22 protein-coding genes are annotated in these 25,259 nt (G+C 71.2%); 14 read left to right on the forward strand and 8 right to left on the reverse strand.

The window, feature by feature from the left end:
- The first annotated feature begins 575 nt into the window (after window positions 1-575).
- Window positions 576-1,271, forward strand: coding sequence for an SDR family NAD(P)-dependent oxidoreductase (locus KBX50_RS07130; protein WP_210935695.1), 696 nt, complete (start codon window positions 576-578; stop codon window positions 1,269-1,271).
- Here KBX50_RS07130 and KBX50_RS07135 read toward each other — a convergent pair.
- Window positions 1,256-1,960 (reverse strand): thymidylate kinase, encoded by a 705-nt coding sequence (locus KBX50_RS07135; RefSeq protein WP_210935995.1) that lies wholly within the window; start codon window positions 1,958-1,960, stop codon window positions 1,256-1,258. The two genes, KBX50_RS07130 and KBX50_RS07135, sit on opposite strands and share 16 nt — an antisense overlap.
- A 112-nt stretch (window positions 1,961-2,072) precedes the next feature.
- Between KBX50_RS07135 and KBX50_RS07140 the strand changes: the two genes are divergently transcribed.
- The 10 genes from KBX50_RS07140 to KBX50_RS07185 all read left to right on the forward strand — a co-directional run bounded on the left by KBX50_RS07140 (window position 2,073) and on the right by KBX50_RS07185 (window position 11,300).
- Window positions 2,073-2,720 carry a nucleotidyltransferase family protein gene (locus KBX50_RS07140; protein WP_282101349.1) on the forward strand — a complete coding sequence of 216 codons (648 nt, stop codon included), beginning with the start codon at window positions 2,073-2,075 and terminating at the stop codon, window positions 2,718-2,720.
- Entirely contained in the window at window positions 2,717-2,992 is a 276-nt protein-coding gene (locus KBX50_RS07145; protein WP_210935697.1) for a hypothetical protein, read from the forward strand. The genes KBX50_RS07140 and KBX50_RS07145 overlap by 4 nt, the downstream gene beginning before the upstream one ends.
- A gap of 10 nt (window positions 2,993-3,002) precedes the next feature.
- Window positions 3,003-3,779: a metallophosphoesterase gene (locus KBX50_RS07150; protein WP_210935699.1), complete on the forward strand. Its 777-nt coding sequence runs from the start codon at window positions 3,003-3,005 to the stop codon at window positions 3,777-3,779.
- Complete coding sequence (locus KBX50_RS07155; RefSeq protein ID WP_007464364.1) at window positions 3,770-3,913, forward strand: GPGG-motif small membrane protein; 144 nt, start codon at window positions 3,770-3,772, stop codon at window positions 3,911-3,913. Before KBX50_RS07150 ends, KBX50_RS07155 begins: the two co-directional genes overlap by 10 nt.
- Before the next feature lie 312 nt (window positions 3,914-4,225).
- On the forward strand, window positions 4,226-4,720 hold the full coding sequence (locus KBX50_RS07160) for a TspO/MBR family protein (protein ID WP_210935702.1): 495 nt from the start codon (window positions 4,226-4,228) through the stop codon (window positions 4,718-4,720).
- Between the two features lie 337 nt (window positions 4,721-5,057).
- Window positions 5,058-6,407: an ABC transporter substrate-binding protein gene (locus tag KBX50_RS07165; protein WP_210935704.1), complete on the forward strand. Its 1,350-nt coding sequence runs from the start codon at window positions 5,058-5,060 to the stop codon at window positions 6,405-6,407.
- A 69-nt stretch (window positions 6,408-6,476) separates the two neighbouring features.
- Window positions 6,477-7,532, forward strand: coding sequence for a carbohydrate ABC transporter permease (locus KBX50_RS07170; protein ID WP_210935706.1), 1,056 nt, complete (start codon window positions 6,477-6,479; stop codon window positions 7,530-7,532).
- Between the two features lies 1 nt (window position 7,533).
- Window positions 7,534-8,499: a carbohydrate ABC transporter permease gene (locus KBX50_RS07175; protein WP_210935709.1), complete on the forward strand. Its 966-nt coding sequence runs from the start codon at window positions 7,534-7,536 to the stop codon at window positions 8,497-8,499.
- Between the two features lie 62 nt (window positions 8,500-8,561).
- A complete protein-coding gene (locus KBX50_RS07180; protein ID WP_210935711.1) occupies window positions 8,562-9,596 on the forward strand; it encodes a LacI family DNA-binding transcriptional regulator in 1,035 nt (344 codons plus the stop codon).
- Between the two features lie 60 nt (window positions 9,597-9,656).
- On the forward strand, window positions 9,657-11,300 hold the full coding sequence (locus KBX50_RS07185; RefSeq protein ID WP_210935996.1) for a glycoside hydrolase family 13 protein: 1,644 nt from the start codon (window positions 9,657-9,659) through the stop codon (window positions 11,298-11,300).
- Here KBX50_RS07185 and KBX50_RS07190 read toward each other — a convergent pair.
- The 3 genes from KBX50_RS07190 to xylA all read right to left on the reverse strand — a co-directional run bounded on the left by KBX50_RS07190 (window position 11,290) and on the right by xylA (window position 15,558).
- Window positions 11,290-12,771 carry an MFS transporter gene (locus tag KBX50_RS07190; RefSeq protein ID WP_210935712.1) on the reverse strand — a complete coding sequence of 494 codons (1,482 nt, stop codon included), beginning with the start codon at window positions 12,769-12,771 and terminating at the stop codon, window positions 11,290-11,292. The genes KBX50_RS07185 and KBX50_RS07190 overlap by 11 nt on opposite strands.
- A 131-nt stretch (window positions 12,772-12,902) precedes the next feature.
- On the reverse strand, window positions 12,903-14,360 hold the full coding sequence (xylB, locus tag KBX50_RS07195) for a xylulokinase (protein WP_210935713.1): 1,458 nt from the start codon (window positions 14,358-14,360) through the stop codon (window positions 12,903-12,905).
- A gap of 10 nt (window positions 14,361-14,370) precedes the next feature.
- Window positions 14,371-15,558, reverse strand: a complete 1,188-nt coding sequence (gene xylA / locus KBX50_RS07200) for a xylose isomerase (RefSeq protein WP_210935714.1) — start codon at window positions 15,556-15,558, stop codon at window positions 14,371-14,373.
- A 49-nt stretch (window positions 15,559-15,607) separates the two neighbouring features.
- Between xylA and KBX50_RS07205 the strand changes: the two genes are divergently transcribed.
- Both KBX50_RS07205 and KBX50_RS07210 read left to right on the forward strand, forming a co-directional pair.
- On the forward strand, window positions 15,608-16,867 hold the full coding sequence (locus tag KBX50_RS07205; RefSeq protein WP_210935715.1) for an ROK family protein: 1,260 nt from the start codon (window positions 15,608-15,610) through the stop codon (window positions 16,865-16,867).
- A 126-nt stretch (window positions 16,868-16,993) separates the two neighbouring features.
- Window positions 16,994-18,673, forward strand: coding sequence for a PP2C family protein-serine/threonine phosphatase (locus KBX50_RS07210; RefSeq protein ID WP_307870874.1), 1,680 nt, complete (start codon window positions 16,994-16,996; stop codon window positions 18,671-18,673).
- Window positions 18,674-18,759: 86 nt separating this feature from the next.
- On the opposite strand, the gene KBX50_RS07215 is transcribed toward KBX50_RS07210, so the two are convergent.
- The gene (locus KBX50_RS07215) at window positions 18,760-19,311 is read right to left on the reverse strand and encodes a MarR family winged helix-turn-helix transcriptional regulator (protein WP_247673289.1); all 552 of its coding nucleotides are present in this window, start codon (window positions 19,309-19,311) and stop codon (window positions 18,760-18,762) included.
- A gap of 92 nt (window positions 19,312-19,403) precedes the next feature.
- Here KBX50_RS07215 and KBX50_RS07220 point away from each other — a divergent pair, with 92 nt between their 5' ends.
- Window positions 19,404-20,528, forward strand: a complete 1,125-nt coding sequence (locus tag KBX50_RS07220) for a PP2C family protein-serine/threonine phosphatase (protein ID WP_210935716.1) — start codon at window positions 19,404-19,406, stop codon at window positions 20,526-20,528.
- A 15-nt stretch (window positions 20,529-20,543) separates the two neighbouring features.
- Here the strand turns inward: KBX50_RS07220 and KBX50_RS07225 are convergent, their stop codons facing one another.
- From KBX50_RS07225 to KBX50_RS07235, 3 genes are all read right to left on the reverse strand, one after another.
- Window positions 20,544-22,028 carry a sugar transferase gene (locus tag KBX50_RS07225; RefSeq protein ID WP_210935717.1) on the reverse strand — a complete coding sequence of 495 codons (1,485 nt, stop codon included), beginning with the start codon at window positions 22,026-22,028 and terminating at the stop codon, window positions 20,544-20,546.
- Between the two features lie 205 nt (window positions 22,029-22,233).
- Complete coding sequence (locus KBX50_RS07230; RefSeq protein WP_210935719.1) at window positions 22,234-23,997, reverse strand: substrate-binding domain-containing protein; 1,764 nt, start codon at window positions 23,995-23,997, stop codon at window positions 22,234-22,236.
- Between the two features lie 145 nt (window positions 23,998-24,142).
- Window positions 24,143-25,177 (reverse strand): lactonase family protein, encoded by a 1,035-nt coding sequence (locus KBX50_RS07235; protein WP_210935721.1) that lies wholly within the window; start codon window positions 25,175-25,177, stop codon window positions 24,143-24,145.
- Window positions 25,178-25,259: the final 82 nt, after the last annotated feature.

Raw genomic sequence — 25,259 nt, forward strand, 5'->3', positions numbered from 1 at the left:
GTCGGGGATTCCATGTCGTGGGTCGAAAGTGTCACGAATGCCTGATAATCAGCTGAGAGCAGCGTCCACGTTTGCTGTCAGCACCCTGCCTGGCTGTCCTCGGCAGGCACCCCGTGAGGTCGACGGATCGACGGATCGCCGTCCGTCCCGGTCCATGGCAGCACTGCCCGGCCGATAGGCACAGCGACCCGGGTCACCACCGTGCTGCGATCCTGGTCACTGCCGGATACGCGTACGTGGACCGCTCGGTTCATCCACGCCGGTGGTAATACCCCACGCCCTGATGAACAATCCGCGCCCCGGTCCTATGCCCGCCACCGGCCAGCGCTCCGGCCGGCTGTCGCGTTCCTGACGCGAGCCTGGTCCGCAGGCGCCGCGTACCTGCTCAGGGCAGTTCGCGCCGCATCGTCCCGCCATGGCCCGTCCGGTCGGCACGCCACTCCCGGCGACCGGACGGCCGTTGTGAGTGGCGATCCCGCGGCGCGCCGGCTTCAGCCGTCACGCCTCTTCCGGCCCGGAATCCTCCCGGGTGGGTCTCACGGTCCGCCGATCGGGCATCGCACTACCCTCAGGTCATGGCGAATCGCAGTGTGTTGGTCACCGGGGCCACGGGCGGACTGGGCCCGGCGGTCAGCGCCGCGTTCGTGGCGGCCGGGTGGCGAGTGGTCGCGCCCCAGCGCCGGCAACCGGACCCGCTGAGCGGACCTGAGGCCAACGCTCCCGTCCGGACGGTCGCGGACCTGACCGACCCGCAGGACGTCGCCCGGGTGGCCGAGGTGGCGGCCGGAGATCCCGAAGCGCCCCTACGCGCCGTGGTCAACCTCGTCGGCGGTTACGCCAGCGGCGGTCTGGTGCACGAGACGCCGGTCGAGGACTTCGAACGGATGCTCACCCTCAACCTCCGCCCGACCCATCTGGTCACCCGGGCCGCGCTGCCCCACCTGATCGCCGCCGGTGGTGGCGCGGTCGTCTGCGTGGCTGCCCGGGCGGCGGTCGCGCCCTTCCCGGGAGTCGGTGGCTACGTCACCGCGAAGGCCGCCGTGCTCGGCTTCGCCGCCGCGGTGGCGGTGGAGTACAAGGCGGCCGGAGTCCGCTGCAACACGGTGCTGCCGAGCGTCATCGACACCCCGACCAACCGCGGCGCGATGCCGGACGCCGATCACACCCGATGGGTGGACCCGGCAGAGATCGCCTCGGTGATCCGCTTCCTCGCGTCGGACGAGTCGGCACCCACCAGTGGCGCCGCCGTACCCGTCTACGGACGGGCTTGAAGCGGCACCAGTTCCGTCACCGGCGCCGCGTAGTCGGTTGGCTCGCCTCCGGCTGCCAGCCAGGCGTTCAGGTGCCCACGAATCTCCTGGGCGATCTCCTCGGCCGGGAGATCCGCGTTGACCGGCACGAACGTCGGATACTCCGGCAGCGTGCGGTAGGCCAGGTCAGCGGCGGCCAGGAAGCCGAGGCTCTCGTGGTCGGTGCCCCTGCGCTCGATCCGCCGGTACGCCTCGATCGGCTCGACGGTCAGCAGGAACGTCACCTGCGGTCGGGGGAACAGTCGATAGGCGGCCCGGACCAGCCGCTCCCACCGGTGCCCGCCATGTGCCCGCAGGCTGGCGTACTGGCAGGCGGCATAGCGGTCCATCACCGCGACCCGTCCGCTGAACAGGCCACCGATCAGCGTCATCGCGATGGCCAACCAGCGCAGCACGGACTCCGCCAGGAGCATCCCGTCCCGGCCGAGGAGGCTCTGGGCATCCGGCCGACCGAGTCGGTGCGCCGCCCGGCCGAGCCAGCGCCGTCCACCCGCGTTGCGGTGATAGGTGGCCGGTAACCCGGCTGCGGTGAGCGACTCGGCGAGCCGATAGGCCTGGGTGGTCTTGCCCGAGCCGTCGATGCCGATCAGGGCTACGGTGCGAAGCCGGCCCCGGGCACGGCGGACTCCCGTCGACGCGAGCGCTCCCATCGATCTGGCCACCCTGGAAAGGCTATCCGACGAGCGCACGAGGGTGCACCATAGATCCGGTTTGAGACCCGTTCGTCCCCTTGCGCGCGCGGCGCAGGTGTGGGCGACCGGAATGCCGGGTACCGATCGGAGATCCCACCGGTGGCACCCCCGACGAATCGACGGGAGAGGCGAGATGGCCGAGCGCGACGACGAGACTCTCCTACACACCCTCAAGAAGGTCGCCGCCGTGCTCAAACAGTCCGAGATCCCGTTCGCTCTCGGCGGCAGCTTCGCCGTCTACGCGCACGGCGGGCACTCCAGCGAGCACGACGTCGACTTCCTCATCCGCGAGTCCGACGTCGAAGCCGCGCTGGAGGCGCTGGGGCAGGCCGGTTTCACCGCCGAGCGGCCACCGGAGGACTGGCTGGTCAAGGTCTACGACGGCGGTCGGATGGTGGACCTGATCCACCGCCCGGTCGAGACGCCGGTGACCGAGGAGACCTTCACCGACACGGTCGTACGGCCGGTGGACGCCATTCACATGCCGGTGCTGTCGGCCACCCAACTGATGGTGCACAAGCTGCTCAGCTTCTCCCAGCACTACTGCGATTTCGCTCGGGGGCTGCCGCTGGCCCGTTCGCTGCGTGAGCAGATCGACTGGGAACGGGTACGCAAGGAGACGCAGCACTCGCCGTACGCGGAGTCGTTCCTGGTGCTGCTGGACAGGCTGGACGTCGTGCCGCTCTCCGGCACGGCCGACGGGAAGGGGAGAACGTGACCGCGCACCTCGACTCCGGCGCCGGTCCGCCCGACGAGTACGTCGAGGCGGAGATCCACCGGCTGCTCACCGAAGATCCGGCCGTTGCCGAACAGGGAATCACCGTGGTCCGCACCGAACGCGCTCTCGTGCTGCACGGCGAGGTCGAGAGCGCACACCGGCGGGAGGAGATCCTGCGCCGGGTGGCCGAGCGCTTCCCGGACGTCCCGATCAGCAGTGATATCGGGGTGATCCGCGCGCAGGCGCCCACGGAGATCGAGCAACTGCCCTGAGGGAGGTTCGATGGTTATCCGGATCGCCGCCGTGGGCGACGTGCATCTGGACGAGGACGTGGTCGGCCGATTCCGGCCGGCCCTGGAACAACTGCCGGGCAGCGTCGACGCGCTGCTGCTCGCCGGCGACCTGACCCGGCACGGCACCGAGGCCGAGGCCCGCTGCGTGGCCCGGGAGTTCGGTGGCCTGGGTGTACCGGTGATCGCCGTACTGGGCAACCACGATCACCAGTGCGACCAGGTGCCCCAGGTGGTGGGGACGCTGGAGGAGGCGGGCATCACCGTGCTGGAGGGCGACGGGGTGGTGCTGGACTGCCCGGGTGGCCGCCTCGGCGTCGCCGGGGTGAAGGGCTTCGGTGGCGGTTTCGCCGGCCGGTGCGCCAGCGACTTCGGCGAGCCGGAGATGAAGGCGTTCGTACGCACCACGACCGAGAGCGCCGACCGGTTGAGTGAGGCGTTGCGCTCGCTGGACTGTGACGTGCTGGTGGCCCTCACCCACTACGCCCCGGTCCCGGACACCCTGGCCGGAGAGCCGCTGGAGATCTACCCGTTCCTCGGCTGCTACCAGCTGGGGCAGGCAGTCGACGCCGCGCCGACCGCACTCGCCCTGCACGGGCACGCCCACCACGGCTCCGAACGCGGCACGACCCCGGGCGGGGTACGCGTACGCAACGTGGCCCACCCAGTGATCAAGCAGGCGTACAGCGTCTTCCATCTGGGCGATCACCTTGATCAGGGTGAGGTTTCCGGAGTCGCCGCCGGGGGTATTCAGCAACCATGGAGCTGATTCTCTGGATTCTCGCAGTCGTACTGGTGGTCGCCGGCATTCTCGCGCTGTTCCGCCGGCAGATCCTCTGGGGCATCGTCCTCATCGTTGTCGGGCTGCTCGTCGGCCCGGGTGGGGTCAGCATCTTCAATTGACCTGGCGGCGCAGGGCGCCGCTCACCGGACCCGCCGGGGTCGTCGCGCCCGGTACTCCGTCCTCCCGACAGGAGTTACCGGACGCGGCGACCCCGGCGTGCTGTCGTCGGTCGGTCGGGACCGGGTGAGGGCCGGTCGGGACCGGGTGAGGAAGGCGAAGTCGGCGCCCTTGTCGCGGTAGACGACGGGCCGGGAAACCACGCAGGCGGGCGTGAACAACACGCTGCCGGCCCGGACACGATGAGGTGGCCCGGCCCGACGATGGGGACCGGGAAGGTTTGCCGCCGCCGCTCAGCGGAGAACCCACCGACCATGCGGACGAGTGCGGAACACACCCGACGGAACGGTGCCGGCCAGTGGTGGGCGCTTGCCGGTTTCGCGGTGGCCGTGCTGGCCGCCGCCGTGATCGGCAACCTGGCCGCGTCGGGCGCCGCCGACCAGTACGCGAACCTCGACCGGCCCGCGTGGTCGCCGCCGTCCTGGCTCTTCGGCCCGGTCTGGACCGTCCTCTACGTGACGATCGCGGTCGCCGCCTGGTTGGTCTGGCGCCGGGTGGGCTTCGGTGCGGCCCTCGGCGCGTGGGCGGTCCAGCTCGTCCTCAACGCCGCTTGGACGCCGCTTTTCTTCGCCGGCGACCGGTATGGGCTGGCGTTCGCCGAAATCGTCCTGCTGTGGTTGGCGATCGGGGTGACCGTCCTGCTGTTCGCCCGGGCGAACCGGGTGGCGGCGGTACTGCTGCTGCCCTACTGGGCGTGGGTGACCTTCGCCGCGGCCCTCAACTACTCGATCTGGCAGCTGAACAGCTGACCGACCCTGCTCCGACGCCGGGCCAGCGGCGGCGGGGACAGCGCCGGCAGCGCCGGCCGGCAGTGGTGCTCCGCTGCCCGCCAGCCAACCTCCGCCGAAGAGAATTTCCACCGTCCCGGTCCATCAGCGGGAGGATCCGCTGATCGACAGGGCTCTTTCCCGCAGATGGGCGCGGATCCATGGCCCCTCGCCAGGTTTCCGGATTGTTACTCGCTCGTGTCCCTCCAGGGGTGGACCCCAGGCAGATGCAAGCGCTTACATGTGAAAACGCCCATCGGACCGGCGCCAGGTCAACCGGACGCGATCCCGGCCGGCGCCGGACAGGAAGGAGGACGGCATGGCGGTCTCTGCCAGGCCACGCCAGGCCCTCGCGATCGTTGGCGCGATCGGACTGGCACTCAGCGCCACCGCTTGCGGCACCGGAAGCAGCAGCAACGGCGGCAGCAGCAACGCCGATTCCGCGGAGTGCGCCCCGTACGAGGACTACCAGGGCCACGAAGGCAAGACGGTCAACATCTACTCGTCGATCCGAGACATCGAGGCCGACCGCCTGGCGGAGTCCTGGAAGCAGTTCGAGGACTGCACCGGCATCACGATCAATCACGAGGGAAGCGGTGAGTTCGAGGCTCAGCTCCCCGTACGGGTCGACGGCGGCAACGCCCCCGACCTGGCTTTCATCCCCCAGCCCGGCCTGCTCGCCCGGTTCGCCGAGCGCAACCAGCTGAAGCCGGCCAGCGCCGAGACCAAGGCGATGGCCGAGCAGAACTACTCGCCGGACTGGCTGAAGTACAGCACCGTCAACGGCACCTTCTACGGCGCGCCGCTCGGGTCGAACGTGAAGTCGTTCGTCTGGTACTCGCCGAAGATGTTCCAGGAGAACGGCTGGACCGTCCCGACCACCTGGGACCAGATGATCCAGCTGAGCGACAAGATCGCCCAGAGCGACGTCAAGCCGTGGTGCGCCGGCATCGAGTCCGGTGACGCCACCGGTTGGCCGGCCACCGACTGGATCGAAGACGTGATGCTGCGGACGCAGACCCCCGAGGTCTACGACCAGTGGACCACGCACCAGATCCCCTTCAACGACCCGCGGGTCGCGGAGGCGCTGGACCGGGCCGGCACCATCCTGAAGAACGACAAGTACGTCAACGGTGGTTTCGGTGGGGTGCGCAGCATCGCCACCACCTCCTTCCAGGAGGCGGGCGTGCCGATCACGCAGGGCAAGTGCGCGCTGCACCGGCAGGCCTCCTTCTACGCCAACCAGTGGCCTGAGGGCACCCGGGTGGCCGAGGACGGCGACGTCTTCGCCTTCTACTTCCCGGCCATCGACCCGGCCAAGGGCAAGCCGGTGCTGGGTGGCGGCGAGTTCGTGACGGCCTTCGCCGACCGTCCCGAGGTGCAGGCCGTGCAGACGTACCTCGCCTCCGGCGAGTACGCCAACAGCCGCGCGAAGATCGGCGACTGGGTGTCCGCGAACAACAAGGTCGACCTGGCCAACGTCGCCAACCCGATCGACAAGCTGTCGGTGGAGATCCTCCAGGACGACAGCACGGTCTTCCGGTTCGACGGTTCCGACCTGATGCCCGCCGCCGTCGGCGCCGGGACCTTCTGGAAGGGCATGGTCGATTGGATCAACGGCGGGAACACCGCCAGCGTCCTGCAGGGCATCGAGAGCAGCTGGAAGTAATTCCGGTGGTGGGCCGGTCCGCGTTCGCGGGCCGGCCCACCGGCTCTACCGAGGACCCGGGGAGGGTTGATGGACTTCGACTTTGCCGAGCAGGCACCCAAACTGATGATGCTGCTGTGGGGGTTGGTCGCCTTCGCGGTGGTGGTGGGCGGCCTGCTGGTGCTGCTCGACGCGGTGCCGGCCTTCTTCGCGCGGCGACGCGAGGCGCGATTCGTGGCCGCTTCCGCCAGCGGAGCACCGCTGCCCGTGGGGCGGCCCAGATCCCGTGAGGGGCTGTTCGCCACGTTCTTCCTGTTGCCGACGGTGGTGCTGCTGCTGATCGGCCTGGTCGTACCGGCGCTGCGGACCACCCTGCTGTCCTTCATGGACGGCGGCAGCCAGAACTTCGTGGGCCTGGACAACTACCGCTGGATGTTCGCCGACGACTCGATCGTTCGGGTGCTGCTCAACACCCTGGTCTGGGTGACCCTGGTTCCGCTGGTCGCCACCTCGATCGGCCTGATCTACGCGGTGCTGGTCGACAAGGCCCGGCTGGAGGCGGTGGCCAAGTCGCTGATCTTCATGCCGATGGCGATCTCGTTCGTCGGCGCCAGCATCATCTGGAAGTTCGTGTACGCCTTCCGGAGCGAGGAGCAGGAGCAGATCGGTCTGCTCAACCAGATCGTGGTCAGCCTCGGCGGCGCACCCCGACAGTGGCTGCTCGACTCGCCGCTGAACACGCTGCTGCTCATCGTGATCATGGTGTGGATCCAGGCCGGTTTCGCGATGGTGGTGCTGTCTGCGGCGATCAAGGCGATCCCGGCCGACATCGTCGAGGCCGCCCGCCTCGACGGGGTGAGCCCGTGGCAGATGTTCTGGCAGATCACCCTGCCCAGCATCCGGCCCGCGCTGATCGTGGTGGTGGTCACCATCTCGATCGCCACGCTGAAGGTCTTCGACATCGTCCGCACCTCGACCAACGGCAACTACGACACCAGCGTGATCGCCAACGAGATGTACAACCAGGCGTTCCGGTACGGCCAGAACGGGCAGGGTTCCGCGCTCGCGGTCTTCCTCTTCGTCCTGGTGATCCCCATCGTGATCTTCCAGATCCGCAACCTGCGTCAGCAGCGACGGGAGGGCTGAGATGACCACCACCACTCCCCCGGTCGCCTCCGGAGCACAGGAGACCAGCGGCCGGTCGACTCCCGCGGCGCGGGTACGCAAGCGGCTGAACACGCACACCGCGACGCTGATCGCCATCGTCATCGCGGTGGTGTGGACCATCCCGACCTTCGGCCTGTTCGTCTCCTCGTTCCGGCCGGAGAACCAGATCAAGACCACCGGCTGGTGGACGTTCTTCCGGGATCCGGAGTTCACCCTCCAGAACTACCAAGAGGTGCTGTTCGGGCAGTCCGCCTCGTCCGGGCAGCTCGCCAGCTACTTCATCAACTCGTTGGTGATCACCCTGCCGGCGGTGCTGTTCCCGCTCGCCTTCGCGGCCCTGGCCGCGTACGCGCTGGCCTGGATCAACTTCCGGGGTCGGGACTGGGTGTACATCGCCATCTTCGCGCTTCAGATCGTGCCGCTGCAGATGGCCCTGGTGCCGCTGCTGAGCTTCTTCTCGCGCGGAGTCAGCCTGGGCGGCATCACCCTGATGCCCGCCTGGAACCTCGACGGCGCGCAGAACTTCGCCCAGGTGTGGTTCGCGCACACCTGCTTCGCGCTGCCGTTCGCCGTGTACCTGCTGCACAACTTCATCTCGCAACTACCGAAGGATCTGATGGAGGCGGCCCGGGTCGACGGGGCCACCCACCCGAAGATCTTCCGCACCATCGTGCTGCCCCTGGTTGCCCCGGCGTTGGCCGCGTTCGGCATCTTCCAGTTCCTCTGGGTCTGGAACGACCTGCTGGTCGGGCTCATCTTCGCCGGTGGCAGCGACGTCACCGCCCCACTCACGGTTCGCCTCGCCGAACTGGCCGGTACCCGGGGCAACGAGTGGCAACGGTTGACCGCCGGAGCGTTCGTCTCGATCGTCGTACCGCTGATCGTGTTCCTGTCCTTGCAGCGCTACTTCGTTCGTGGGCTGCTCGCCGGCAGCGTCAAGGGTTGATCCGCCGTGGTGTCGCCGCCTGTGGGCGGCGGCACCAGGCGGGGACGTGAGCGGGGTGTCACGTGACGAGGATCGACGACGTCGCCCGGCTGGCCGGCGTCTCCACGGCCACCGTCTCCCGGGCGCTGCGCGGGCTGCCCACCGTGTCGGCGGCGACCCGCAGCCGGGTGCTCGCCGCCGCCGAGCAGTTGCAGTACGCGGTGTCGCCCAGCGCCTCGCGGCTGGCCGGCGGCCGGACCGGCACCGTGGCGGTGGTGGTTCCCCGGATCACCCGGTGGTTCTTCGGCGTGGTCGTCGAGGCGGCGGAGGACTTCTTCCACCGGGCCGGATACGACCTGCTGCTCCACAACCTGGGTGGGCGGGAGCAGAATCGGCAACGCGTCCTGCACGCCACCCACCTGCACAAGCGGGTGGATGCGATCATGCTGGTCGCGACTCCGCTACGGGCCACCGACGTGACCGCGTTGGCGGCGCTGGACCTACCCGGCGTCACCATCAGCTCCGGCACCACCGTGCCCGGCTGGCCCTGCGTACGCATCGACGACGTGGCGGCGGCGCGGACCGCCACCCGGCATCTGCTGGATCTCGGGCATCGGCGGATCGCGCACATCTCCGGTGATCCCGACGACGAACTCGCCTTCAGCGCCCACCTGGATCGGCGCCGCGGGCATCAGGAGGCGTTGCGCGCGGCCGGGTTGCAGCCGGACCCGAGTCTCGACGTGGAATCCAGTTTCGACATCGCCGGCGGCACCCGGGCCACCGAGGAACTCCTCCGGCGGGGGGACCCACCGACGGCCATCTTCGCCGCCTGCGACGAGATGGCGATGGGTGCGCTGACCGCGCTGCGCGACGCCGGGCTGCGCGTTCCCCAGGATGTCAGCGTGATCGGCATCGACGACCACGCCCTCTCCGGCGTACTGGGGCTGAGCACCATCGCCCAGCCGGCCGTGGAGCAGGGCCGACTGGCCGCGCAGTTGCTGCTCGATCCGCTCTGCGGACGGCCCGACGACGCCAACATGATCAAACAGGATTCCTCGGTGATCCTGAACACTCGGCTGGTCGTGCGTGATTCGACCGCGCCCGCCCGGGCACACTGAACGGCAGCCAGCACGCCGTCCGGCCGGCCGGTCTGGACGGCTCGACCATGGGAGTACGCCCTGAACCACGACGCGACGCAGCAGACCCCACCGACCGGATGGTGGACGGAGGCGGTGATCTACCAGATCTACCCCCGCTCGTTCGCCGACTCGGGTGGCGACGGGATCGGCGACCTGCCCGGGATCACCGCCCGCCTCGACCATCTGGCGGAGTTGGGTGTCGACGCGGTCTGGCTCTCCCCGTTCTATCCGTCCCCGCAGGCCGACGCCGGCTACGACGTGGCCGACTACCGGGACGTCGAGCCGCTGTTCGGCACCCTCGCCGACGCCGACGACCTGATCGCGAAGGCCCACGCCAACGGATTGCGGGTGATCGTCGACCTGGTGCCCAATCACACCTCCTCGGCCCACGCCTGGTTCCAGGCCGCCCTGGCCGCCGGTCCCGGCAGTGCCGAGCGGGGACGGTACATCTTCCGCGAGGGTCGCGGACCGGGCGGCGCGGAGCCGCCCAACGACTGGCAGAGCGTCTTCGGTGGCCCGGCCTGGACCCGGGTGCCGGACGGCCAGTGGTACCTGCACCTGTTCGACACCGCCCAGCCCGACCTGAACTGGGACAATCCCGAGGTCCGCACCGAGTTCCTGGACGTGCTGCGGTTCTGGTTGGACCGGGGCGTGGACGGCTTCCGGGTCGATGTGGCGCACGGTCTGGTCAAGCAGGCCGATCTGGCCGACTGGCAGGATCCGCAGGAGATCCTCTCCGGGCAGGAGGCGGACAAGCCCCGCCCGCCGATGTGGGACCAGGACGGCGTGCACGAGGTCTACCGCGACTGGCGACGGCTGCTGGACGGCTACCCCGGCGAGCGGATCCTGGTGGCCGAGGCGTGGGTGGAGCCGGCGGAGCGGTTGGCCCGCTACGTACGTCCCGACGAGATGCACCAGGCGTTCAACTTCGAGTACCTGCTCGCCTCCTGGACGGCCCCCGCCCAGTACGCGGTGATCACGCGATCGCTGGAGGCCACCGACGCGGTCGGCGCGCCCACCACCTGGGTGCTCTCCAACCACGACGTGGTGCGACACGCCTCCCGGCTCGGGCTGCCGATCGGTGCGCCCCGACCGAACGGCATCGGGATCGGCGACGAGCAGCCGGACGCCGCCACCGGGCTGCGTCGGGCCCGGGCGGCCACCCTGCTGATGCTGGCCCTGCCCGGCTCGGCCTACCTCTACCAGGGTGAGGAACTCGGGTTGCCGGAGCACACCACCCTGCCCGACGCAGCACGGCAGGACCCGACCTGGGAACGCAGCGGGCACACCCAGCGGGGCCGCGACGGGTGCCGGGTGCCGATCCCGTGGGAGGCCGACGCGCCCTCGTACGGCTTCGGGCCCACCGACGCGAGCTGGCTGCCGCAGCCGCCGGTCTGGGCCGAGTACGCCCTGGACCGTCAGCGCGGGGTGCCCGGCTCGACGTACGAGCTGTACCGGGAGGCGTTGCAGCTGCGCCGCGCGTACGGACTCGGTCGGGGCACCCTGGAGTGGCTCTCCTCCGCCGACGAGGTGTTGACCTTCCGCAACGGCGACCTGGTGGTGTCCACCAACTTCGGTGCCGCCGCCGCCCCGGTGCCCGCGGGCGAGGTGGTGCACAGCAGCGCCCCGCTGAACGAGGACGGATCGGTGCCCACCGACGTGACCGTCTGGGTCAAGGTTTAGCCAGCGAGTCGGGTGCGGAATCGCCGCTGGGCGGGGGTTCCGCACCCGGATCCTTCTGAACGCGGGTGTGCAGCAGCTGCCGGACGTCGGCGATGTCCTTCGGTGAGGTGCGGGCGGCGAGCCAGTACATGACACCGGTGGGGATGAAGAAGAGCTGGAAGGCGGCCAGCCCGACGGCGTAGTTCAGCGGCGGCGGGAAGGCCACCCGCAGCCCGTGGAACGCCACCCCGACCAGGCCGTTGCCGGCCGCCCGCCCCACCCCGTTGACCAGGTTGCCGAGGCTGTAGACGGTGCCCCGGTTCTCCGGCGGGTTGACGTCGGCGATCAACGCGAACCAGTTCGGCGAGTTCGCCGAGGTGAGCGCCAGGGCCAGCAACGCGGCCAGCAGACTCAACCCGACCGTCGGCTCGCTGAACACGCTGCCCAGCACCGCACCGACGACCGCGCCGGTGCCGGCCCCGTCGGGCACCTCGATGCGGATCGGCACGAAGAACAACACCAGGTAGAACGGGAGCGCCGCGAAGATGCCGACGGAGGCGACCAACGCCCGGCCCGAGGGCGTACGCCGTTGCAGCGCGTCGCCGACCAGCCCGCCGACGATGGAGAACACCCCACCGAGCTGGAACAGCGCGGCGAAGACGGCGCCCACCACGATGGCGGTCGCCGCGGTGTACCCCTGCTCCTCGGCCCGCTCACGGAAGAGCACCGGCAGCCAGACCAGCGAGCCGAAGGCGGCCTGCGCGGTGAGTCCCTGGAGGATGAGCCACCGGTTGGTCCGCCGGCCCAGGATGACCGGCAGGTCGGCCCGGCTGATCCGGTAGTCGTATTCGTCACCGGCGGCGAGCGCGGCGGCCAGTGCCGGCTCGCTCTGACCGCGCCGGATGTCGTACGTGAACAGGTAGGCCGCCGTGGCGACCAGACCGACCACGGTGAGCACCAGGAACGGCCGCCGCCAGTCGGTCGCGCCGAGCAGCCCGCCGACGAGGCCGCCGGCCACCGTGCCGACCCCCTGGGAGAGCCCCCAGAAGCTCATCACCAGGCCCCGACGACGAGGCGTGATCAGATCGGTGACCACCGAGTAACCGACCGACCCGACCGCGCCCAGACCCACTGCGGCGAGCAGTTGCGCGGTCAGGAAGGTGGGGTAGTTCCCGGCCAGTGCGCTGCCGCCGGTACCGGCCGCCCACAGCAGTGTGCCGATCATCAGCAACGGCTTGCGGTTGGTACGGTCGCCGAAGTACGCCCAACCGACCGCCGCCACCGCGCTGACCAGGAAGCTGATCGCGGTGACCAGGCCGAGCAGCCGTTGCGGCACGTCGAAGGACTCGGCGATCGCACCGTACAGCGGGGGCACCAGACCGATCGCCACGTTGTCCAGCGAGGCGAGCAGCACGAAGACCACGACGCTGTAGAGCCGACGCGGCGCGCTGCTGCCCCACACCCGTGCGGGTGCGCCCGTGGTCAAGGTCATGCGGGCAGCCAACCAGGGCGGGATAACGAGCCGATCACCGGGCCACCCTTCAGCGCGGCCGAGATCGTGCTCGGTCCCGGATCGGGTGGCTCCTCGTCACGCGGACACCACCCGACCCGGGAACGGCGTGATCACCCCTGGGACAACCGGTCCAGATGGCGTTCCCGGGCCTGCGCGTAGCGCTCCCGGATGCCGGGCACCGGTTCGGCGGCGTGCTCCTCGGTGCCGGACGGTGTCCAGGACGGCGGTTCCCCCGTGCCCAGAGCCAACCACGCGGCCTGCCGGGCGGCACCGTCGGCGACGTACTCACCGGGCGGTGGGACCACCACCGGGCAGCCGAAGACCTGCGCCGCGATGCGACGCACCGCCGCCGAGCGGGCACCGCCGCCGACCAGGATCACCCGGCGTACGGTCGCGCCCTGGGCGGCGAGCGCGTCGAGCCCGTCGGCAAGGGCGCAGAGCATCCCCTCCACGGCGGCCCGGGCCAGGTGCGCCGGAGTCGAGGTGCGCAGGGTCAGCCCGTGCACCGCCCCGGTGGCGTCCGGCAGGTTCGGAGTGCGCTCACCCTCCAGGTACGGCACCATGACCAGCCCGTCCGCGCCGGGCGGCGCGGACAACGCCAGGTCGGCCAGCTCGTCCAGACTGACCCGCAGCATCGCCGCGGCGGCGTCCAGCACCCGGGCCGCGTTCAGCGTGCAGACCAGCGGCAGGAACCGGCCGGTCACGTCGGCGAAGCCGGCGACGATACCGCTCGGGTCGGCCGCCGCAGTGTCCGCGACGCTGAAGACCGTGCCGGAGGTACCGATCGACACCACCACGTCGCCGGGACGCGCGCCGACGCCGAAGCCGGCGGCGGCGTTGTCGCCCGCGCCCGGCCCGAGCAGCGTCTCGCTCGGGCCGGTGGCGGCCACGGCACCGGACAGCGCCGCCGGAGCCAGCCGGCCGGCGGCCTCGGCGGGGCCGAGCACCGTCGGCACCCGCACCGCGCGGCCGAGCGCCCGTTCCAGCAGGTCCGGCCGGTACTCGCCGCTGGCCGGGGACCAGTAGCCGGTGCCGCTGGCGTCGCTGCGGTCGGTACGCAGCGCATCCAGCCCGGGCGCACCGGCCAGCCGCCAGGTCAGCCAGTCGTGCGGCAGGCAGACCGCCGCCACCCGGTCGGCGTTGGCCGGCTCGTTACGGGACAGCCAGCGCAGCTTGGTGACGGTGAAGCTGGCCACCGGCACGCTGCCCACCGCGTCAGCCCAGAACCGGCGCCCGGCCTGCCCCTCGCCCGCCTCCTGGATCAGCTCCGCCGCGGCACCGGCGGACCGGGTGTCGTTCCACAGCAGCGCCGGCCGGACCACCTCGCCGGACTCGTCGAGGCAGACCATGCCGTGCTGTTGACCCGCCACGGAGACCGCGGCGACGTCGGTGAGCCCACCGGCGGCGTCGATCGCCGTCCGGAGGGCCGACCACCAGGCCGAGGGGTCGACCTCGGTGCCGTCCGGGTGCGGTGCCCGGCCCTGCCGGACCAGGGCACCGGTCTCCGCGTCCCGGACGACCACCTTGCACGACTGGGTGGAGGAGTCCACCCCGGCGACGAGCGGCATGCCGGCCGCCTCAGCGTGCGCCGAGCAGGTGCTCGACGGCGAGCTGGTTCAACCGGACGAAGCCGAAGCCCTTGGCGGCCACCGCGTCGACGTCGAACTCCTCGAACGCGCTGGTGTCGGCGAGCAGTTCGGCGTAGCCCTCGCCGTCGCCGAGGGTCGGCACGCCCAGTTCGGCGACCTTGCTCGCGGTCAGCGCCTCGGCCACCTCCGGGTCGGCCCGGAACGCCGCGGCCCGCTCCTTGAGCAGCAGGTAGGTGCTCATGTTCGCGGCCGCCGACGCCCAGACCCCGTCGATGTCCTCGGTGCGGGAGGGCTTGTAGTCGAAGTGGCGGGGGCCGTCGTAGCCGGGGCCGCCGGCCGTGCCGCCGTGCTCCAGCAGGTCGACCAGCGCGAACGCGTTGAGCAGGTCGCCGTGGCCGAAGACCAGGTCCTGGTCGTACTTGACGCCCCGCTGACCGTTGAGGTCGATGTGGAACAGCTTGCCCTGCCAGAGCGCCTGGGCGATGCCGTGGACGAAGTTCAGCCCGGCCATCTGCTCGTGCCCGACCTCCGGGTTCAGCCCGACCCGCTCCGGGTGGGCCAGGGTCGAGATGAACGCCAGGGCGTGCCCGACGGTGGGCAGCAGGATGTCGCCACGCGGCTCGTTGGGCTTCGGCTCCAGCGCGAAGCGCAGGTCGTAACCGCGGTCGATGACGTACTGGCAGAGCAGGTCCACCGCCTCGCGGTAGCGCTCCAGCGCGGCCTGGACGTCCTTGGCGACGTCGTACTCGCCGCCCTCCCGGCCGCCCCACATGACGAAGGTCTTCGCGCCCAGCTCAGCGGCGAGATCGACGTTGCGCAGCACCTTGCGCAACGCGTACCGCCGAACATCGCGGTCGTTGCTGGTGAAGCCGCCGTCCTTGAAGACCGGCTGCTGGAACAGGTCGGTGGTGACCATCGGCACCACTAGGCCGGTCTCGTCGAGCGCCTTGCGGAACCGCGCGATCTGGGCGTCCCGGGTGGCGGCGTCCGCGCCGAACGGCACCAGGTCGTCGTCGTGGAAGGTGACACCGTACGCGCCCAGCTCGGCGAGTCGGTGCACCGACTCCACCGGGTCCAGCGCGTCTCGGGTGGCGTGGCCGAACGGGTCTCGGCCCTGCCAGCCGACCGTCCAGAGCCCGAAGGAGAACTTGTCGGCAGGGGTGGGACGGGGTGCCATGGCAGACCTCCGGTGGTGTCATCCGCTATTTGTTCAGTGGTTGAATTAAATGACTGTGATGTGGCAGTGTCAAGGGGTGAAGCCACCCGCAGCCCCGGCCGGCGCGGTGCGGCAGGGCAGCCTGCGTGAGCTGAATCTCGCCCTGGTGCTCGGCCGCATCGCCGCCGCCCGTCGCCCCCCGTCGCGGGCCGCGCTGGCCGCCGACACCGGCCTCACCCGGGCCACCGTCTCGGCCGTGGTGGAGGATCTGGTCGCCGGCCGCCTCGTCAGCGAGGCGGAGCCGACGCCCCGGGCCGGCGCCGGGCGTCCGGCCCGCGGTCTGATGTTGGCCGGCGACGGTCCCGCCGGTCTGGGGCTGGAGATCAACGTCGACTATCTGGCCGCGTGCGTCGTCGACCTTGCCGGTCAGGTACGGCACCACACGGTACATCGGGCCGACCTGCGACCCGTCTCCCCGGCCGACGCGCTCGGCCGGCTCGCCGAGCTGGCCGGCCGGGCTCGCGCCGACGCCAACGCCCAGGGCCTGACCCTGGCCGGTGCGGCCCTGGGCGTGCCCGGTCTGGTCGACGACGCCGGTCGGGTCCGCCTCGCACCCAACCTGGGCTGGCGGGACGTGCCGGTGCCGGAGCTGCTGGCCGACCATCCCCCGCTGACCGAGACAGTCGACGGGGTGCCGCCCCTGGTGGTGGACAACGAGGCGAACCTCGCGGCGTTGGGCGAACTGCACGCCGGTGCCGCACCGGGCAGCTTCCTGCACATCTCCGGCGAGGTCGGCATCGGCGCGGGCATCGTCCTGGACGGCGCGCTGTTCCGAGGTGCCCGTGGTTGGAGCGGCGAGATCGGGCACATTCCGGTCCGCCCGGACGGGCCACCCTGCCGCTGCGGCGGCCGTGGCTGTCTGGAGCTCTACGCCGGGCAGGAGGCGATCCTGTCCGCCGCCGGCCTGGCCGGGGCGGACCTGCCGGCCGACCGGGCGTCGACCCGGCTGACCCAGCTCGCCACCGCCGAGCACCCCGCCGTGCTGCGCGCCCTGGCCGAGGCCGGCACCGCGATCGGGGTCACCGTGGCGAGCGTGGTCAACCTGCTGGACCTCGACACGGTGGTGCTCGGCGGCGGCTACGCCCCGCTCACCGGCTGGCTCCGGCCACCCGTACTCGCCGAGATCGAACGCCGGGTGCTCACCGCGGCCTGGTCACCGGTCACCGTCCGACCGGCCACCCTCGGTGCCACGGCCGCCGCGGTGGGAGCGGCCGGATCGGTGGTACGCCGAATCATCGCCCGCCCCGGCGGATGGTTGGCCCGGCTCTGATGCTCTCCACAGGAGCCCCTCGGGAACCGCTCGGTACGCTTGCCCCCAGGCAACCAACCGTCACCCCGAGGAGTGCACCACCGGAATGCGTACTGGTCGACAGCGCCCGACGCCCGGTGGCCGCCGGTGACCAGCACCCGGCAGGGCGCCTTCGCCGGTGCGGCCGGCGAATGGGCCGACGACGGGCGGTCGGGCCGTGCCGCCACCGAGGCACCGCACACCACACCTCCGGTGGACACCGATCTCGCCCGTGAGCTGCTCGACGGGCTCGACGAGGCGGTGCTGACCACCGACGCCGCCGGGCTTGTGGTGTTGGTCAACACGATGGCCGGGCGGTTGCTGCCGGACATCGTCGTCGGAACCGACCTGGCCGGCTGTCCGGTGCCGGCGCTGGCGGCCGCGAGCGCCTCGAATGGGGATGACTTCGAGGGTGAGCACCACGGTCGGCGGCTGCGGGGGGTCCGCCGCGCCCTGGGCGGCAACCGGTCCGCCTGGTACGTGCGGGACGTCACCGACGAGCACAGCCGGGTGACGGAGCTGCTGGTCGAGCGTCGGCGTACCCAATTCCTGGCCCGCGCCGGTCGTCGGCTGGGCCTGGCACTGGAGCGTGACCAGGCGCTGCACGCCGTTGCCACCCTGCCCGTGCCCTATCTGGCCGATCTGGCCCTGGTGGTGCACCTGCCAGCCACGCCGACCGAGTACCGGCCGCACTGGGTCCGGTACGCCGCTGACGACACCGCGCCGATCACCGGCACGGCCGACTGGGACGTGGTCGCTGCCGTACCCGGTCTCGTCGAGGCCCTCGACGGCGAGACCACCGATCCGCGCCCCTGGCCGACTCTCGGGCCGCAGAGACTCGACCCGTTGCTCCCGGCGGATCTCGATGCGCCCGCGACCCTGTTGGTCAGTCCGATGCCCGGCGCCGGTCGGACGGCCGGTGCCCTGGTGCTGCTCCGCCGAGCTGAGCGGGCCGGCTTCGACCGCCGCGACGTCGAGCTGGTCCGGGAGCTCGCCGCCCGGGCTGGTGCCGCACTGGCCACCGCCCAGCTGCACGACGCACAGAGTCACCTCGCTCAGGTGCTCCAGGACAGCCTGCTGCCGCCGAGGCTGCCCACGGTGACCGGGATGAGCATGGCCGGCGGCTACCGCGCGGCCGGGGACAGCCTGCGCATCGGGGGCGACTTCTACGATGTGTTGCCGACCGGCGACGGTGCGCTGTTCGCCGTCGGGGACGTCTGCGGCAAAGGCGTCGGTGCGGCGGTGCTCACCGGCCGGGTACGCCAGTCGTTGCAGACCCTACGTCTGGTCGAGCAGCAACCGCGGGAGCTTCTCCGACTGCTCGACCAGGCGCTCCTCGACACTCCGGACGCGGCCCGGCGCGGCCAGTTCACCACCCTGCTGCTGGGTGCCGTACGCGTCGGACCCGAGGGTGGGCTGCGGGTACGGATCGCCGGTGGCGGGCACCCGGCGCCCCTCGTGATCCGCGCCAACGGCACGGTGACCGCGATTCGGGTGGGCGGAATGCCGGTCGGCGCGCTGCCCGACGCCCGGTTCGCCACCGCCGACGTCCGGCTGCGCCCCGGTGAGTTGCTGTTCACCCGTACCGACGGGGTCGCTGAGGCCCGGGGCGGCCCACGCGGCACAGAGATCTTCGGTGAACGGCGGCTACGCCGGGCGCTGGCGGCCGGCGTCGGGCTGCCCCCGGCCACGCTTGTCGACCTCGTGCTGCACGAGGTCGACACGTGGTGTGCCGGACACCGACACGACGACATCGCGATGCTGGCGATCGGCTCGGCCGAGGACTGATCCGACGGCCATCCGGCTGGGCGGCACCACCGACGGTGGTACGCCACCGGTGCCCGATGCGGTGCGGCCCCGTCTGGTGGGCCTGGTCAGGCCGTCCGGAAGACGGAGGCGTCCCCCGCCGCCCAGCCACGCGACGCCGCCTCGACGGCATCCCGGCCTTCCGTCTGTTCCACCCGTGGTTCCTCGGCCTGCGGCACCAGCGGCGACACCTGTCGGACGACCCGCGCGCGAGCGGCCTCGTCGAAAGCGCGCAGCCCGCGCAGCAGCGCCTCCCGGGCCTCGGGAGCCATGTCGGCCAGGATCGCCGCCAGGTGCTGACGACGGTCGTCGCGCAGCTCGGCCAGCAACCGGCGGGCCTCGGCGGTCAGATGCAGCGAGATCTCCCGCCGATCGGCACGACCCGGCTCACGCTCCAGCATCCCGGCGGCCACCAGCCGGTCGCAGAGTCGACTGGCCGAGGAGAGCAGCATGTCCAGGCCGGTGGCGAGGCGACGCAGGTTGATCCCGTCGTGCCGTTCGACGAGCATGACGGCGCGAAGCTGGGCGGTGGAGATGCGGTTGGCTGCCCGCTCCCGCGCACCGTCCCAGACCGTCAGCAGGGCACCTGCCGCGGTGTCCAGCTCGGCAGCCATACTCATCTCGGGTCCCGGTGGACCATGCAGTTCCGCCATGGTGCGCCTGAGCGTACCCCGATTCCGTCGGCGGATGGGCTTGTGATCAAGGAGAGACCATGACCGAGCCGGTCGACAAGGGCCGTGCGGCCATCACCGCCGCCCCCGTGGACCTCCTCGTGACGCGCGTCGGGGAGCTGTTCGAGCAGGAGTACGGCATCGCCGACACGGAACTCCTCCAGGTCGACTACCGGCTCGCGGCGCTGCTGCCGCTGGGCGGTGGGGAGGCGGTGACGACGCCCGGCCACCCGGCGTGGCGCTGCTTCGACCACCAGAGCCCGACCCACGCCGACGGCGTCGGGTACCTGCCGGTGAGCATGCGGGGGGAACGGCGGGGCGTACTCCGGGTGATGCCGGTCACCGACGCCCGACTGGCCGAGCTGGCGGAGGTCGCCACCGCGCTGGCGCACGAGCTGGCCGCCGTCGACGCCGGCACGGACGTCTACCGCGTGGCCCGGCGCAGCCGCCGCCTCACCCTCGCCGCCGAGGTGCAGTGGGAGCTGCTGCCGGGGCGCAGCCGGCTCCGTCCCTCCTTCAGCCTCGCCGGTCAGCTGGAGCCGGCGTACGCGGTGCGTGGCGACAGCTTCGACTGGTCCGACGATGGTCGGCAGGTCTGGCTCGCCACCATCAACGGGATGGGTGAGGGGGTCGCCGCGTCGATGCTCACCACCCTCGCCACCTGTGCGTTGCGAAACGCCCGCCGGGCCGGCATTCCCCTGGCCGACCAGGCCGCCCTGGCCGACCAGGCCGTCTACGACCTGCACCGGGGCGAGCAGTACCTGGCGACCCTGTTGCTCGAACTCGACCTGCGCTCCGGGCTGCTCACGGCCGTCGACGCCGGCTCGCCCCGGCTCGTCCTGCTGCGCGACGGGGAGGTCAGCATTCAGCCGCTGGAGGAGCAGTTCCCGCTCGGCATGTTCGAGGGGACCAACTACCGCGAGCAGTTCGTCCAGCTTCAGCGCGGGGACCGACTGTTCATGATCAGCGACGGGGTGATCGAGGCGGCCGGGAGCGCGGAGCGGTACGGCCAGACGGCGCTGGACCGGATGTTGCGCCGGACCGCACCGATGACGGCACTGGACGCGGTTCGCTCCCTGCTCGGCGACCTACGGGCGTTCGTTGCCGGTGATCTCACCGACGACGCCGTCGTGGTCTGCCTGGACTGGCTCGGCCCGCAGCCGTAGACCCCTCCCGCCGAGTCAGTACGCGCCGCGGCTGTTGACCACCGCGCCGACCGTCTTCCACAGGATCGTCAGGTCGGCGGCGAGTGACCAGTTCTCCACGTAGTAGAGATCGAGTCGGATGCCGTCCTCCCAACTCAGATCGGACCGTCCGCTGACCTGCCAGAGGCCGGTCATTCCCGGTTTGACCAGCAACCGGCGGGCGACGTCGCCGTCGTAACGGGCGACCTCGGAGGGCAGCGGTGGCCGGGGACCGACCAGGCTCATCTGCCCCAGCAGGACGTTTACCAGTTGCGGCAGCTCGTCCAGCGACCACTTGCGCAACAACCGGCCGACCCGGGTCACCCGGGGGTCGTCCCGCATCTTGAACAGCAGGCCGTCGGTCTCGTTGCGGGCGGCCAACTCCGCCAGCAGCACGTCCGCGTTGATTACCATGGTGCGGAACTTGAAGACCCCGAACTCCTGGCCACCCTGCCCGACCCGGGTCTGCCGGAACAGCACCGGCCCCCGGCTGTCCAGTTTCACGGCCAACGCGATGACCGCCAGCAGCGGCAGCAGCAGGGCCAGCGCGATCAGCGACATCGACCGGTCGACGAACCCCTTGACCAGTTTGCGGACGCCACGGAACTCGGGGGCCTCCACGTGGATCAGCGGCAGGCCGGCGACGGGCCGGGTGTGGATGCGCGGGCCAGCCACATCGGTCAGCGCCGGAGCCAGCACCAGGTCGATGCCGGTGCCCTCCAGTTGCCAGCCGAGCCGACGCAGCCGGGTGGCGGTGAGCTCCCCGCAGGCGGTGACGGCGACCGTGTCCGCGCCGATCGCGGCGGCGGCCTCCGGGATGGCCCGGAACGAGCCGACCACCGGCACGTCGCCGAGCCGCTGGGCGACCGGGGCGAGCAGGGCGTCCGGAATGCAGGCGCCGACGACCTGGTAGCCGGCGTACGGCTCACGGCGCAGCGTGTGCACCAACTCCAGCACGTGGGCTGTGTCACCGACCACCAGCACCCGCCGTGACCAGCCTGACCCCTGCGACCGGGCACGGTGCAGGCGCTTACGGGCAGCGAACCGGGCCACCTCCAGACCGATCGTGCCCACCGCGAAGGTGATGGCCAGGAAACCTCGGGAGACACCGACGTCGGCGACGTAACCCGCGATCGCGGTGGCGCCGGCCAGCCGCAGACTCGCCATGCTGACCCGTCGGTACTCGTCCGCGCCGTAGCCCACCACCCGGTCGTCGTAGCAGCGCAGCGCCTTCAGTGAGACCAGCCAGGCCAGGACGAGCGCCGGGGCCACCAGGACGTACGGCACCGGGCCGCGGGGCGCGGCCTCACCGAACCGGACCGCGTATCCCACCAGCACCGCCACCGCCAGCACGGCGGTGTCCAGCACGACCAGGGTGCGGACGTACGCCCGCTGGTCGGTGCGCACCGGTCGCCCCGGTGACGGGTGGTCGTGCGGTCGCGATGACGATCTGACCGGAGTCAACAGCGTCGCCGAGGTCACCAGCCCTCCCACTTCGCTCGCCGACGGCACGGGCCTGGCCGGGTGGGCCGGGTCTGCCGATGCACGACGACATCCTGCCCTGACAACCATGACTACCAATTGCTTCCGACGTATTGCCGTCAGTTTCCAAGGCGTAGGACAACAAGAAAGGGGCCTGTGGTACCGGCGAAACCGGTACCACAGGTCCCTTTCGGGGTGTCTCAGGTCAGGCGGGTGCCTTCCGCAGCGCGATCGCCCGGAGGAAGATGTCACCGATCTTGGTGGGGTCGGTGGCGACGAACGCGCCGCCACCGGCGCTCTTGGCGATGGTGTCCAGCTCCGACTTGCTGACCTCGGTGCCGATACCGATGATGATCACCTGGATCGGCTGGTCCGGATCCTTGATCCGCTTCAACTCGGCGAGCAGGGCCTTCTGGGAGATGCCGTCGGCGTCCTCGTTCTTGCCGTCGGTGAACAGCACGATCGAGTTGACCTTGCCCGGTTCCCAGTTCGCCTGGACGTCCTTGTAGGCGGCCAGCAGCGTGTCGTACAAGCCGGTGTCACCGCTCGACGAGACGACCCGGTCCAGGCCCCGCTCCAACTCGCTGCGCTGCCGCGACAGTGGCGCGATCGGCACCAGTTCCCGGTGGTCCCGCGAGCCCACCAGGTTGGTCGAGAAGACCCACAGGCCGATCGACCAGGAGTCGTCGAACAGGTTCAGCCCCCGTCGGGCCGCCTCCGTGGTGACCTGCTGTCGGGTCGCCCCGTTGGCCGTCGGCACCTCGTTCTTCATCGAGCCGGAGACGTCGATGATGCAGAGCATCCGGCCGGACAGCGTGGCGATGGACCAACTGGAGACCGCCCGCTCCACCGCGTCCGGCGCCAGCCCACCGGCGGCGATGCCGCCCTGCGCCGGAGGTGCGATGGAGGCGTCCCCGCCGGCCGGGCTCGGCGCGCCCTGCGGCGCGTTGAAACCGGTGCCCCAGTTGCCGTCCGGCGCGCGCAACGACTGCGCGGCCAGCTTGTCCTTGAACGACGTCGTGGTCAGCGCCTCGAACAGCACCCCCGCAGCCGACGCCTTGGCCGGCTCGATCCCGGGCAGCACCGCGTACGGGTAGTCCAGCGGCAACGGCGCAGGCTTCAGGTAGAGCGCCGCCAACGGCACCGGAGGCTTCCGGGCGTTGTACTCGATGACGTCCTCCTCGGACAGCGCCGCCGCACCGAGGGCGCTGGCCAGGGTGGTGGCGTCGGTGGCCGTCGGGAACTTGGCCAGCAGGTCCTGGCGCAGCGCCGAGGCACCCGAGGCCAACGCGCGCAACGCGCCGACGCGCTCCTGCTCGGCGGTCTCGCCACCGGTCGACGCCGCGGCCGTCATCAACGACAGCAGGCCGGACAGGCCGGCGGCGTCCCGGGTCGGCTCGACGATGCCCGTCTTCAGCGGCCGGTCACTGTTGAGCCGGGAGAGCAGCTGCGTCCAGCCGAGTTCCTGCTGCGGCCAGCCCAGCCGGGTGGCGATCGGCTCCGGCATGGCGACCACCACCGGGCTGCTGGCGATGGAGGAGCCGTTGCCGGGCTCGAAGGCCGCCGCGCCTCCGGTCTTGAGTCGCAGCAGCCAGGTCGAGGAGTCCGGGATCCAGACGTCCGGGCTGACCGCCGTGCCGCTGGCCTGCCCCACCCCGGCCAGGATGGCGCCGTGCTTGGCCGCCACCACCGCAGCCACCTCGACCGGGTCGGAGGCGGCGACTGTCACATCGATGCACGTGCCATCGACCGCGGCGCCCTTCTCCTCCCATTCGGAGGCCGCCTGGTCGACCGCCGGGGCGAGCTCGCTCGCCACCGCGACGGACAGCTCGATCTTGCCCGAGCAGTCCTGGCCGGCGAGTTGGCGATAGCCGACCCACCCACCAGCGGTGACGACGAGTACGCCGACCGCTGCTGCGGCGGCGGCACCGTGAATACTTGAACGCATGCGATGGCGGCCTGCTGACACGCAGACCATCTTGCGTATCCGACCGTTCTACTGCCATGGCCGTTCGGACGAAAGTTACAGAGGAGAAACAGTTTACCCCGATTCCGTCACTTTGAGTGATGGGTCAGCGTCGCAATGTGGATGCATCTATGTCTCAGGCCCACGATCAGGGCAGAACGCAAGTCGGGCTCGCGATCGGCAACGGCTCTCCGACGGCCACCGGCACACCCGTGGCCGGCTCCACCCGGAAAGTGCGCACCATGTCCGCCCGTTCGTCGGCGACGTAGAGGTGTTCCCCGATGAGCGCGAAGTGGCGGGGCCACTCGCCACCGGTCTCCACCTCGGCCACGATTTCCGGCAGGCCCGCACCAAGAGCGAAGACGGTCACCGTGCCGACCCCCCGGTTGGCGACGTAGAGGAAGCGGCCGTCCGGACCGATTCCGATCTCGGACGGCTGCACATGCCCACCCCGGTCGCTGGCGTCGATCCGACCCTGCTGGTGCAGCGCCCCGTCGCTCAGCTCGTAGGCCAGCACCGAACCATCCAGCTCACCGGAGACGTAGCAGCGCTGCCCGTCGGGGTGCCGGACCAGGTGCCGAGGACCCACCCCGGCCGCGGTTCGCACCCGGGGCGCTCGTGGCACCAGTCGCCCGCTGGCACCGTCAAGGTCGTACCGGTAGATCGAGTCGGTGCCCAGATCGACCACCAGCAAGGGCGACCCACCCGGGCCCGGCGAGACCATGTGAGCGTGCGCACGCTCCTGGCGGTCGGGGTCGGCCCCGTGCCCCTGGTGCTCCACCACGTCGGTGCGTTCGCCGGGCACTCCGTCCGCATCGAGCGGGAAGACCGTCACGCTGCCGCCACCGTAGTTCGCGACGAACAGGTGCCCACCGTCGGGCGCGACCGCCAGGTGGCACGGCTCCGCCCCGCCGGTGGGCCACGTGCCGATGGACGACAGGTCACCGTCGGCCCCGACCTGCCACGCGCTGATCTGGCCGTCGGGCAGCTCGTTGACCGCGTACAGCACGGGCCGCGCCGGGTGGCGGGCGAGGAAGGAGGGCGACGGGGTGACCGCGACGGTGCCCAGCGACGTCAGCTCGCCGGTGCGCGGCTCCCGCCGCGCGGCGACGATGCCGGTGCCGCGTCCTCCGCTGGGCGCGGTGTACCCGCCGATGTGAACGATCTCGCCTCGACCTGCCACCGGCTGCCGCCCTCCGCTCGTTTCCGTCGAACCATCTCAGAAGCCTTCCCCCGGCACCGGCGGATTAGACCTCCCCGCCGCG

This window comes from Micromonospora sp. C51 (assembly GCF_018070435.1).
Taxonomy (GTDB): Bacteria; Actinomycetota; Actinomycetes; order Mycobacteriales; family Micromonosporaceae; genus Micromonospora; species Micromonospora sediminimaris.

What these genes read in the sequence shown, in the direction of transcription:
- KBX50_RS07130 (WP_210935695.1), top strand. Translation starts at nt 576, where the DNA reads ATGGCGAATCGCAGTGTGTTGGTCACCGGGGCCACGGGCGGACTGGGC.
- KBX50_RS07135 (WP_210935995.1), bottom strand. Translation starts at nt 1,960, where the DNA reads ATGGGAGCGCTCGCGTCGACGGGAGTCCGCCGTGCCCGGGGCCGGCTT.
- KBX50_RS07140 (WP_282101349.1), top strand. Translation starts at nt 2,073, where the DNA reads ATGCCGGGTACCGATCGGAGATCCCACCGGTGGCACCCCCGACGAATC.
- KBX50_RS07150 (WP_210935699.1), top strand. Translation starts at nt 3,003, where the DNA reads ATGGTTATCCGGATCGCCGCCGTGGGCGACGTGCATCTGGACGAGGAC.
- KBX50_RS07155 (WP_007464364.1), top strand. Translation starts at nt 3,770, where the DNA reads ATGGAGCTGATTCTCTGGATTCTCGCAGTCGTACTGGTGGTCGCCGGC.
- KBX50_RS07160 (WP_210935702.1), top strand. Translation starts at nt 4,226, where the DNA reads ATGCGGACGAGTGCGGAACACACCCGACGGAACGGTGCCGGCCAGTGG.
- KBX50_RS07165 (WP_210935704.1), top strand. Translation starts at nt 5,058, where the DNA reads ATGGCGGTCTCTGCCAGGCCACGCCAGGCCCTCGCGATCGTTGGCGCG.
- KBX50_RS07170 (WP_210935706.1), top strand. Translation starts at nt 6,477, where the DNA reads ATGGACTTCGACTTTGCCGAGCAGGCACCCAAACTGATGATGCTGCTG.
- KBX50_RS07175 (WP_210935709.1), top strand. Translation starts at nt 7,534, where the DNA reads ATGACCACCACCACTCCCCCGGTCGCCTCCGGAGCACAGGAGACCAGC.
- KBX50_RS07190 (WP_210935712.1), bottom strand. Translation starts at nt 12,771, where the DNA reads ATGACCTTGACCACGGGCGCACCCGCACGGGTGTGGGGCAGCAGCGCG.
- xylB (WP_210935713.1), bottom strand. Translation starts at nt 14,360, where the DNA reads ATGCCGCTCGTCGCCGGGGTGGACTCCTCCACCCAGTCGTGCAAGGTG.
- xylA (WP_210935714.1), bottom strand. Translation starts at nt 15,558, where the DNA reads ATGGCACCCCGTCCCACCCCTGCCGACAAGTTCTCCTTCGGGCTCTGG.
- KBX50_RS07205 (WP_210935715.1), top strand. Translation starts at nt 15,608, where the DNA reads ATGACTGTGATGTGGCAGTGTCAAGGGGTGAAGCCACCCGCAGCCCCG.
- KBX50_RS07215 (WP_247673289.1), bottom strand. Translation starts at nt 19,311, where the DNA reads ATGAGTATGGCTGCCGAGCTGGACACCGCGGCAGGTGCCCTGCTGACG.
- KBX50_RS07220 (WP_210935716.1), top strand. Translation starts at nt 19,404, where the DNA reads ATGACCGAGCCGGTCGACAAGGGCCGTGCGGCCATCACCGCCGCCCCC.